General features: G+C 70.3%; 13 protein-coding genes. 7 read left to right on the top strand and 6 right to left on the bottom strand.

The window, feature by feature from the left end; genetic code table 11:
- Nucleotides 1–98: 98 nt before the first annotated feature.
- From JWQ05_RS13840 to argJ, 3 genes are read right to left on the bottom strand one after another with little or no spacing between them, the layout of a single operon-like run.
- Complete coding sequence (locus tag JWQ05_RS13840; protein ID WP_299659201.1) at nt 99–524, bottom strand: (deoxy)nucleoside triphosphate pyrophosphohydrolase; 426 nt, start codon at nt 522–524, stop codon at nt 99–101.
- Nucleotides 521–1,219, bottom strand: a complete 699-nt coding sequence (locus tag JWQ05_RS13835; RefSeq protein WP_299659204.1) for an SIMPL domain-containing protein — start codon at nt 1,217–1,219, stop codon at nt 521–523. Before JWQ05_RS13835 ends, JWQ05_RS13840 begins: the two co-directional genes overlap by 4 nt.
- Nucleotides 1,220–1,251: 32 nt before the next feature.
- A complete protein-coding gene (gene argJ, locus JWQ05_RS13830) occupies nt 1,252–2,520 on the bottom strand; it encodes a bifunctional glutamate N-acetyltransferase/amino-acid acetyltransferase ArgJ (protein WP_299659199.1) in 1,269 nt (422 codons plus the stop codon).
- A 316-nt stretch (nt 2,521–2,836) separates the two neighbouring features.
- On the opposite strand from argJ, the gene JWQ05_RS13825 reads away from it, so the two are divergent.
- Nucleotides 2,837–3,271 (top strand): histidine kinase, encoded by a 435-nt coding sequence (locus JWQ05_RS13825; protein WP_299659196.1) that lies wholly within the window; start codon nt 2,837–2,839, stop codon nt 3,269–3,271.
- Between the two features lie 233 nt (nt 3,272–3,504).
- Here the strand turns inward: JWQ05_RS13825 and JWQ05_RS13820 are convergent, their stop codons facing one another.
- Complete coding sequence (locus JWQ05_RS13820; protein ID WP_299659194.1) at nt 3,505–4,023, bottom strand: PRC-barrel domain-containing protein; 519 nt, start codon at nt 4,021–4,023, stop codon at nt 3,505–3,507.
- A 186-nt stretch (nt 4,024–4,209) separates the two neighbouring features.
- On the opposite strand from JWQ05_RS13820, the gene JWQ05_RS13815 reads away from it, so the two are divergent.
- Nucleotides 4,210–4,836 (top strand): glutathione peroxidase, encoded by a 627-nt coding sequence (locus tag JWQ05_RS13815; RefSeq protein WP_299659191.1) that lies wholly within the window; start codon nt 4,210–4,212, stop codon nt 4,834–4,836.
- Between the two features lie 4 nt (nt 4,837–4,840).
- Here the strand turns inward: JWQ05_RS13815 and JWQ05_RS13810 are convergent, their stop codons facing one another.
- Nucleotides 4,841–5,059 (bottom strand): hypothetical protein, encoded by a 219-nt coding sequence (locus JWQ05_RS13810; protein WP_299659189.1) that lies wholly within the window; start codon nt 5,057–5,059, stop codon nt 4,841–4,843.
- Between the two features lie 106 nt (nt 5,060–5,165).
- Between JWQ05_RS13810 and JWQ05_RS13805 the strand changes: the two genes are divergently transcribed.
- The 4 genes from JWQ05_RS13805 (at nt 5,166) to JWQ05_RS13790 (ending at nt 8,165) form a co-directional block, all read left to right on the top strand.
- On the top strand, nt 5,166–5,393 hold the full coding sequence (locus tag JWQ05_RS13805; RefSeq protein WP_299659186.1) for a hypothetical protein: 228 nt from the start codon (nt 5,166–5,168) through the stop codon (nt 5,391–5,393).
- A gap of 69 nt (nt 5,394–5,462) precedes the next feature.
- Complete coding sequence (locus JWQ05_RS13800) at nt 5,463–5,702, top strand: hypothetical protein (protein ID WP_299659183.1); 240 nt, start codon at nt 5,463–5,465, stop codon at nt 5,700–5,702.
- 236 nt (nt 5,703–5,938) lie between these two features.
- Complete coding sequence (locus JWQ05_RS13795; RefSeq protein WP_299659180.1) at nt 5,939–6,538, top strand: nitroreductase family protein; 600 nt, start codon at nt 5,939–5,941, stop codon at nt 6,536–6,538.
- A gap of 10 nt (nt 6,539–6,548) precedes the next feature.
- On the top strand, nt 6,549–8,165 hold the full coding sequence (locus tag JWQ05_RS13790; RefSeq protein ID WP_299659178.1) for an AMP-binding protein: 1,617 nt from the start codon (nt 6,549–6,551) through the stop codon (nt 8,163–8,165).
- Nucleotides 8,166–8,172: 7 nt separating this feature from the next.
- On the opposite strand, the gene JWQ05_RS13785 is transcribed toward JWQ05_RS13790, so the two are convergent.
- Nucleotides 8,173–8,634, bottom strand: a complete 462-nt coding sequence (locus JWQ05_RS13785) for an Rrf2 family transcriptional regulator (protein ID WP_299659175.1) — start codon at nt 8,632–8,634, stop codon at nt 8,173–8,175.
- 92 nt (nt 8,635–8,726) lie between these two features.
- Between JWQ05_RS13785 and hmpA the strand changes: the two genes are divergently transcribed.
- Nucleotides 8,727–9,841: NO-inducible flavohemoprotein (hmpA, locus tag JWQ05_RS13780; protein WP_299659173.1), on the top strand; the 1,115-nt coding region annotated here is incomplete at its 3' end.

The raw sequence follows: 9,841 nt of genomic DNA, 5'->3' as shown, positions 1-9,841 counted from the left end.
CGCGCCGGGGGCCTTCGGGGTCGCCGCTGCCTTACGCGCCATGCTCCGCTTCCCCCGACACGGAAAAACCTCGGCCGGACCGTCCGGCGCCCCATAGATCAGGGTCCGAGCAGGTCCAGCAAGAATGGAATCAGCGGCGCGTCGGCCGGCGGCATCGGCTGGTCCTTGAGGTCGCGCGGGCGCACCCATTTCAGGGCCTGTCCCTCCATGGAGCGCGGCAGTCCCTCCCAGCGCCGGCAGACGTAGAGCGGCATCAGCAAGTGGAAGTCCAGATAGGCGTGGCTCGCGAAGGTGAGGGGGGCGAGGCAGGCCTCCAGTACCGTGATGCCGAGTTCCTCCGCGAGTTCGCGGATCAGGGTCTCCTCCGGTCGCTCGCCCGGATCGACCTTGCCGCCGGGAAACTCCCACAGGCCCGCGAGCTGCTTGCCCGGCGGGCGCTGCGCGAGGAGGACGCGCCCATCCGCATCCACCAGGGCGACGGCGACCACGAGGAGGATGCGCAGGGGAACCGAAGGCTCGTTCATGGGGCGATCGCGAAGGTCGCCGAGACCTCTGCGCCGGTCTCGATGGTGCCGGCGACCAGCGGCACCGGCGTTCCGCCGCGCTTGGCCCGCATCGGCGCGGGCGCCGCGAAGGCCATCGGCGGGGCAGTGCCGGTAGCCGGTGACTGGATGGAGACCACGCGCCCGAGGTTGACCCCGGCCGCCTGCGCCAGTTGCTCGGCCTGCGCCCGCGCATCCTTCATCGCCGCGCCCCGCATGGCGGCTTCCGCCGCCTCGGGATCGCGCAGGCCGAAGCCGACACCGTCGATGCGGTTCGCGCCCCCATCGAGCGCCCGGCGCATGAGGTCGCCGAGGCGCGCCATGTCGGAGAGTCGAACCCGCACGCTGTTGGTGGCCCTGTAGCCGTCGGGCTTCTCGGCGAAGCTGCCGTCCGGCTGGCGGATCGAGCGCGTGACCGGTTGCAGCGTCACCGCCGAGGTGCGGAGATCCGCTTCCGGTACCTTGAACTCGGCGGCCAGCGTGAGGACCGCTCTAACCGCAGCACTGGCGGCATCGAGGGCGGCCGCCGGCGTCGCGCCCTTGGCCTCGACGCCGATCTCGACGGCGGCGAAATCCGGGGCTGATTCCGAGCGCGCCCGCCCGACGACGCTGATCCGCCCTTCGCCCGACGCCGCATGCTCGTCCGCGTGGGCCACGGACAGCGAGCCCAGAAGCAGGGAGAGCCCGAGGAGCGCCGCCGGCCCGCGCCTCACGAGCGGTAATCCCCGTTGATCTCGATGTAGAGCTTGGTCAGGTCGCAGGTCCAGACCCGGGCCGTGCCAGCCCCGAGGCCGAGATCGACCCGTACCGTGACGTCGGATTCGCGCATCACGGCGCTGGCCGCGTCCTCGCTGTAATCCGGGTCACGGGCGCCCTCGCGGGCCACTCGCACGTCGCCGAACCAGATCGCGAGGCGGTCGCGGTCGGCCGGCTCGCCGGCCTTGCCCACCGCCATCACCACGCGTCCCCAATTGGCGTCCTCGCCGGCGATCGCGGTCTTCACCAGGGGCGAGTTCGCGATGGACATCGCGATGCGATGCGCGGAGGCGTCGCTGGTGGCGCCCGTGACCTGCACCGTGACGAACTTGCGCGCGCCCTCGCCATCCTTCGCGACGAGTTGCGCAAGCTCGACGAGGAGGTCGTCGAGGGCGGCCCGGAACTCGGCCAGGCGCGGATCACCGGCCTCGGTGATCGCGGCGTTGCCGGCCGCTCCAGTGGCGAACAGCAGCAGGGTATCGGAGGTCGAGGTGTCGCCGTCCACCGTCACGCAGTTGAAGCTCTTGGCCGTGCCGGCGCTGAGCAGCGCCTGCAGCACCGGTTGGGGCAGGGACGCATCCGTGAAGGCGAAGCTCAGCATCGTCGCCATGTCGGGCGCAATCATGCCCGCACCCTTGGCGATGCCGTTGATCGTCACCGGAACGCCATCGATCGTGGCCCGGCGCGTGGCGAGCTTCGGGAAGGTGTCGGTGGTCATGATCGCCTGCGCGGCCGCGGCCCAGGCCGGCGCGCCGTCCTCGGTCCGGTCCGCGCAATCGGCGAGCACGCCTTGGAACTTGGTCGCGTCGAGGGGCTCGCCGATCACACCCGTCGAGGCGATGAAGATGTCGTGCGGACGGCACGAAGCCGCCTTGGCGGCGATCTCGGCGGTCAGCGCCACGGCCTCGCGTCCGCGCAGGCCCGTGAAGGCGTTGGCGTTGCCGGAATTCACCACGAGCGCCCGAGCGCCCGCGCTGCCCAGCGCCTCGCGGCACCAATCGACGGGCGCGGAGGGGCATTTCGAGCGGGTGAACACCCCGGCGGCCTCGGTGCCCTCGGCCAAGGCCACATAGAGCACGTCCGTGCGGCCGGAATAACGGATGCCCGCCTGTGCGGTGGCGAGCCCGACGCCACGAATCGGCGGCAGATCCGGCTGGACCTTGGGCGCGAGCGGCGAGACGGGCGGGCTCTTGGCGGAGGGCGGGCTCTTGGCGGATGACATGGGGTTCACGGCTCCGGCTGTCCGCCGCTGCGTCGGTGGCGCGGCGACGGCGGTGTTGCCCCGCCCGCGCAGCCCGCGTCAACCATGTCCCGCGTCAAATCCCTGTCGCATCACGGGTTTGGCCCGCCGCCGAGGTTGAAAGCGCGAGACTGCCCGGTGCGAAAATACCTTGGCTGGCCTCGCCATCGCATCACCGGCGCGTCGAGACGCCGTAAAGGGCTTGTGCGTCGAAGCAGACGTGACATAGCATGCTGCGACGCACAGTTGACGAGGATGGTCGGCACGGATGTCCAGGCGCGAGTGGGGAGTCTCGACTATGGAACGACCAACCTCACCCGGTGGCGCCTACGGCGTCCAGGTCCTCATCGCCGGCCGGCAGAAGCATTGGCGCGATGAAGTCTCCTCGCAGATCCGCCGGGCCGGCTATTCCGCCACGACCGTGGATTGCGGCGTCGATGCGATGACGGTGCTCGCCCTCGGCCTGCCGGTGGACGTCCTCGTGACGGATGTCAGCCTTCAGGGCGAACTCTGCTGCCAGAAGCTGGTGCAGGAAGCGCGCGCCCTGCGCCCGGATCTGCGGATCGTCTTTGCCAGCGACCTCGAATCCGTCGGGAGCGACGACACGAGCGCTTCGTTGCTCGACGAAATCCTCGAGGGCGATGGTCTCGACGAGCGCAGCGGCCTGATCGCCGTCCGGCGTATCGACAAGGTCGCGAGCACGGTTCGGGACGCCCTGCGCAACACCGCCTGACGGCCACGTGTCCCGCCGTCCTTCGTGGCCGCGATCGCCGGCTCGCATCACGCTTGTTTGAAGGCCGAACCGGCCCTGCTCGCGCGCTGCCCTACCATCTGTGCCGAGCATGTCCGCGTCCGTGGCACAAAGCCGATGATTTGCTTCCGCTCGGTTCGAAAACAACGAAGCCTCCGACATAAGGTCGAAGGCTTCGAGGTTCTGAATCTCGACGGAAAAGGCTTGGAGGCCGCTTACTGCGCCTTCGGTGCGTCGGCGGGTTTGGCATCTGCAGGCTTGGCATCCCCAGATTTGGCATCGGCGTTCGTCTTGGCCTTGCCGAGATAGATGTATTCCGGCGCGGCGCGGAGTTGATCCTTGTTGGTGTCGATCGTCGCCTTCAGGGTGGCGTCGTCCACGCGGGCGAGCTTGAGGGCGCTCGGATCCACGGCGACGTACTTGGTGCCGATGCCGAGAAAGCCGCCGACCCCGACCACCCAGGACTTCACCGTGTTCTTCTCGTCGAGCACCACGTCGGCGATCTCGCCGATGGTCTCGTTCGCGGCATTCTGGATGGTCAGGCCGACGAGCTTCGAGGTGACCATGTCACTCTTGTTCTGCACCACGAAGGTCGGGCGCAGGTCGTTGGCGAGCGTCGCGGGCGCGGCCTGGACCGGGGCCGACGGGGCGGGCGCCGGAGCGTCCGTCGTCTGGGCGAAGGCGAGGGCGGTTCCCGCCACGAGGAGGGTCGTGCCGAGCAACAGGCTGCGCATGGGCGAAGTCTTTCCGAAGGTCGAGCCGAGGGCCGAAGAGGTGTCCGTGTTGGCACACGCTCAAGCTGACGCCTCGCGAAAGGTTCCCGCGAAACGGGGCGGGTGATGGACGATTGCGAGCGCTGCGATAGATTCCCCGCATCAGGACCGGCGGACTCGACCGCTTGTCCGCCGGGGAGTTGCGCCATGTCGAAGTTTCCTCCTTCGAGGTTCCTGTCTTCAAACCCGTCGCATCCGGCGCGCGGTGTCGCCCGCCGGCAGGCCCTCGCGGTCATCGCCGGGGGCATCGGCGGGGTCATCGCGTCCGGGCTTCGGCCCGCGCGCGCGGGCGACATCCGGGCCGGGGCCTTCAGCTTCGAGAAACCGGAGGGCGGCACCCTGCCGCTCGAGGCCTATGCGGGCCGTCCCATCCTCATCGTCAACACCGCCACCGCCTGCGGCTATGCCGGGCAGTTCACCGGCCTCCAGGCCCTGTGGACCCGGTTCGGCGAGCGCGGCCTCACCGTCATCGCGGTGCCCTCGCCCGATTTCGGAAATCAGGAGCCCCTCGACGGGCTCGCCATCGCGGAGGCGGCCCGCAAGAACCACGGCGTGACCTTCCCGGTCACGGCCAAGACCCATGTGCGCGGCCCCGCCGCCCACCCGTTCTATCGCTGGGCCGCCGCCGAGAAGCCCGGCAACACGCCGAACTGGAACTTTCACAAGTATCTGATCGACCGGGACGGCAGCCTGATCGGCGCCTTCCCGTCCCCCGTCGAGCCGAGCGATCCGCGCATCGTCACGGCCATCGCCAACGCGCTGCCCGCCGCTTGAGGTCTCAGCGCGGGATGTCGCGCGGGGGCCGTGGTGCCGGTTGGTGCGCGCGGCGGGGGCGACGGGACCGCTCCGCCGACCCGCGCACCGGCGGCGAGGCGTAGTTCGACGCGAAGGGGTTGGCGGGCGTGCGCTCTGCGCTACCGAACAGGGTGAACTCGGCGCGCGCTTCGCCCGCCGCGACGAGCAGGATCAACAAAAGGGCAAGGGGGAACGGGTGCATGCGGCTCCTGGCGGGATCGCGGACGTGGATGGGGTCTTCCGCTGCGATACCCCAACGCCCCACATCCGGCGAGGCGTCGGCATGCGGACGCACGGGAGACGGACACATGGACAGTCATCGGTTCGAACTGGCGGGCGCCGCCTTCGAGGTCGCGTTCGAGCGGGCGCCGGAGGGCTGGGTCGCCCGCATCCGCCGCGAGGACAGCGACACCGTGCACCGCGTCGGTTTTCCGGACGGGCCGGGCTACGATCCCGTGGATGTGCGCGGCTCCCTGATCGCGGGCTGCGAGGCCGCCGTCGCCAACCTGACCTGGGCCGAGCCGACCCGCCACTGAGCGGAACCTCCCCGACCGCGCCGGGTTCGCCCTCCCACAGAGGTCCATGCGTCCGAGAAGGAAGTCACGATGTCCGAGGTCACCTATCGCATCGTCGAGCACGATGGCGGCTACGCCTACAAGGTCGGCGACGTCTTCTCCGAGACGTATCCCAGCCACGACGAAGCCCTGCAGGCCGCGCAAGCCGCCGCCGCCGAGCAGCAGGTGCCGGGCTCCACCGAGGGCATCCGCTACCAGGACGGCAAGGGGGACTGGCACGACGAAACGGCGCAAGGAAACGATCGCCCGACCGCCAAGGTCGTCGACTGAGGCGAACGTCGCGCCTGCGTCGGGCGGCGGGACCCGATCCCGGCGGCCCGGCGGGGCCGAATGGCCAATTGCCTCGCGGGCCCAACCTCGTGCATGGCTGCGCGCGATCGTGACGTGCCCGGGACTTGCCGCGGGCACGGCCTTCGCGAAGGAACGGGGCAGCGAGAACGGCCCTGCGCTCCCGAGGCGTCTTGGCCCTTCGATCGCCCCGCGCCGATTGCCCTTGGAGCCTGCCCGTGACCGTCTCGAACCCGCGCCAGCCCGACCACGCCATCGATCCGCTGTTCACCGAGCGCTGGTCACCCCGCGCCTTTACCGGCGAGGCCGTGCCGGAGGCGGAACTGTTGCGCATGTTCGAGGCCGCCCGCTGGGCGCCGTCCTCCTACAACTCGCAGCCCTGGCGCTTCGTCTACGCCCTGCGCGACACGCCGGACTGGCAGACCTTCCTCGACCTGCTGGTGCCGGCCAACCGCAAGTGGGCGGAAGGCTGCGGCGCCCTCGTCATCCTCGTCTCCAGCAAGCTCATGAAGTCCTCCGACGGCCTGAAGCCCTCGGCGAGCCATTCCCTCGATGCCGGCGCGGCGTCCGCGAACTTCCAACTCCAGGCGATCCGCCAGGGCTGGCACGTGCACGGCATGGGCGGGTTCGACAAGGAGCGCGCCGTCACCGTGCTCGACGTGCCCGCCGACCATCAGGTCGAGGCCGCCTACGGGATCGGCCGGGTGGCCGATCCCGCCGGCCTCACCGAGGAGCAGCGCGCCAAGGAGGTGCCCAACGGCCGCCGTCCGATCGCGGATTTCGCGTTCGCCGGCCGCTTCAAGGCCCGTGAAGCCTGAGACCGCGCCGGTGCTGAGGCCTGCCGCCGACTATGCCGGCCTTCTCGCCGGCTTCTCCTGGGACATTCCGGACCGCTACAACATCGGTGTCGATGTCTGCGACCGCTGGGCCGCGCGCGAGCCCGACCGCGTCGCGATCCAGGAGGTCGTCGGAGACACGGTCACGCCGGTCACCTTCGGTCAGTTGCGCCTGCACTCGGACCGGCTCGCCGCCGGCCTGAGGGCACGCGGGATCGGCCCCGGCGACCGGATCGGTGTGCTGCTGCCGCAATCCGCCACCGTGGTGATCGCGCACGCGGCCGCCTACAAGCTCGGGGCGATCGCGCTGCCGCTCGCCGGCCTGTTCGGGCCGGATGCCCTACGCTACCGGCTCGGTGATGCCGGCGCGCGGGTGCTCGTCACCGACGCGGCGGGCTGCGCGAAACTCGCGACCATCCGCGCCGACCTACCGGATCTCGGCCTCGTGATCTGCGTCGACGGCGCGGCGGACGGCGCCGTCAGCCTAGCGGAACTCACCGCCGCTGCCACGGAGGGCTTCACCGCCGTCGACACGGGGGCCGACGACCCGGCCCTGATGATCTACACCTCCGGCACCACCGGCCCGGCCAAGGGGGCGCTCCACGCCCACCGGGTGCTGCTCGGGCACCTGCCGGGCTTTCTGATGATGCACGACTTTCCCCCGCGTGCCGGCGACCGGATGTGGACGCCCTCGGACTGGGCCTGGGCCGGCGGCCTCCTCAACGCGACGCTGCCGAGCCTGCGCCTCGGCGTGCCGGTGGTGGCCTGCCCGGCCTTCCGGTTCGAGCCGGAAGCGGCCTTGCGCCTCATCGCCGAGCGGGCGATCACCACCGCGTTCCTGCCGCCCACCGCCCTGCGGATGCTGCGGGGCGTCGCCGATCCGCGCCGGCGCTTCGATCTCTCGCGGCTGCGCAACATCGCCTCCGCCGGCGAGGCACTTGGCCCCGAGACCTTCGAATGGGCCCGGCACGAACTCGGCCTCACCATCGGCGAGGCCTATGGCCAGACCGAGTGCAACCTCGTGCTCGCCGCCTGTCCCGCCTCCGGCGTGGCGCGGGCGGGCTCGACCGGTCGCCCCGTGCCGGGGCACCGGGTCGCGATCCTGCGGCCCGACGGCAGCGAGGCCGCCACCGACGAGCCCGGCGAGATCGCCGTTGCCCGGCCCGATCCGGTGATGTTCCTGCGCTACTGGAACCAGCCGGAGGCGACGGAAAAGAAATTCTCGGGCGACTGGATGCTCACGGGCGACACGGCCCGGCGCGACGCGGACGGTTACGTCCATTTCGTCGGGCGTGAGGACGACCTCATCACCTCGGCAGCCTATCGCATCGGCCCCACCGAGATCGAGGATTGCCTCGCCTGCCACCCGGCCGTGGCGCTCGCCGCCGCCGTGGGCAAGCCGGACCCCTTACGCACCGAGATCGTGAAGGCCTTCGTCGTCCTGCGTCCGGGCTTTACCGCCTCGGACGAACTTGCCGCCGAGATCCAGGCCTTCGTGCGCACCCGCCTCTCGGCCCACGAATATCCGCGCGAGATCGCGTTTCGCGACGATCTGCCGATGACGACGACGGGCAAGATCATCCGGCGGCAATTGCGGGACCAAGGCTGACGCCGCCTCAGGGAATGTACGGCCGCTCCCCGTCTGTCGAAAGCCCCAGGAGCCGCGCCAGGTCGGGCGCCGAGCCGTGGCCGACGAGGTCCGCCAGCGTGTAGCGGTCGAGGACCGACAGAAAGGCGGCGAGCGCCTCCCCGAGCACGCCCCTCAGGCGGCAGGGCGCGGTGATCGTGCAGGCCCCGCCCGCAAAGCACTCCACCAGGGCGAGGTCTTCCTCGGTCTCACGCACCACGGCGCCGACGACGATCTCGGCCGCGGGCCTGCCGAGGCGCAGGCCGCCCCCCCGTCCGCGCAGGGTCCGGACCAGGCCGAGGCGCCCGAGCTGATGCACCACCTTGGTCAGGTGGCTTTCCGAGATGCCGTAGGCCCGGGCGATCCCCCCGATCGAACTCATCTCTGGTTCGTGGAGGGCGAGGTAGATCAAGGTCCGCAGCGCGTAGTCGGTGTAGCGGGTGAGCCGCATCGCCGCTCCTGGATGAAAAGGTTCATTGCACTTGTATCATTGAAGGCGCCTGGGTTAAAACATGCACCGTGAATGAACCTTTGGAGTGATTCGTGTCCGCAACCCTGACGCCCTCCACCATCGCCCTGATCAAGGCGACCGTCCCGGCCCTCGAGGCCCATGGCCTCGCGATCACCAGCCGGATGTACGAGCGCCTGTTTCGCGATCCCGCGATGCGGGACCTGTTCAATCAATCCCATCACGGCGCGACGGGAGCCCAACCGAAGGCTCTGGCGCTGGCGGTCCTCGCCTATTCGCGCCACATCGACGACCTCGGGGCAATGGGCGGTGCCGTCGAGCGCATCGCCCAGAAGCACGTGACCTTGAACATCCTACCGGAGCATTATCCCGCCGTGGGCGAGGCCCTGCTCGGGGCGATCCAGGACGTGCTTGGCGATGCCGCCACCGCCGAGATCTGCGCGGCCTGGGGCGAGGCGTATTGGCTCCTCGCCAACATCCTGATCGGCCGCGAGGCCACGATCTACCGGGACCTCGCGCACCGGCCGGGGGGCTGGAACGGCTGGCGCGACTTCGTGGTCGAATCGGTGGTCCAGGAAAGCGAGATCATCCGATCTTTCGTGCTTGTCCCGCGCGATGGCGGCCCCGTGGCTCGGCATGTGCCCGGACAGTATCTCGGCCTGCGGCTGGACCTGCCTGGGCAGGGCGTCCTGAAGCGGAACTACTCGATCTCCTGCGCGCCGAGCGACAGGGCCTACCGCATCACCGTCAAGCGGGAGGCCGCTGCCGGAAGTCCGTCCGGGATCGTCTCGAACTGGCTGCACGAATCGGCTGGCCCCGGTGCCGAGATCAAGCTTGCACCGCCGGCGGGCGACTTCGTGCTGGAGGACGGCACGGGTCCGGTGGTCCTCGTCAGCGGCGGCGTCGGGCAGACGCCGATGGTCAGCATGCTGGAGGCGCTGGTCGAGAGCCGCTCCGGGCGGCCGGTCTGGTTCGTCCACGGTGCTCTCAACGGCCGCGTCCACGCGTTGCGGGACCATGTCCGCGACCTCGCGGCGCGCGCTCCGAACGTGCACCTGACCACCGTCTATGCGGCGCCCGAGCCGGCGGACGTGTTCGGCCGCGATTACGACGCCGCCGGATTGATCACCGCCGGGACCCTCGGCGACGCCACGCCGACGGGCGAGGCGACCTACTACCTGTGCGGGCC

The sequence above is a fragment of the Methylobacterium sp. genome (assembly GCF_028290105.1).
Taxonomy (GTDB): domain Bacteria; phylum Pseudomonadota; class Alphaproteobacteria; order Rhizobiales; family Beijerinckiaceae; genus Methylobacterium.
Note: the sequence above shows the minus strand (reverse complement) of the source record. Positions and strands in the feature narration are given on the sequence as shown.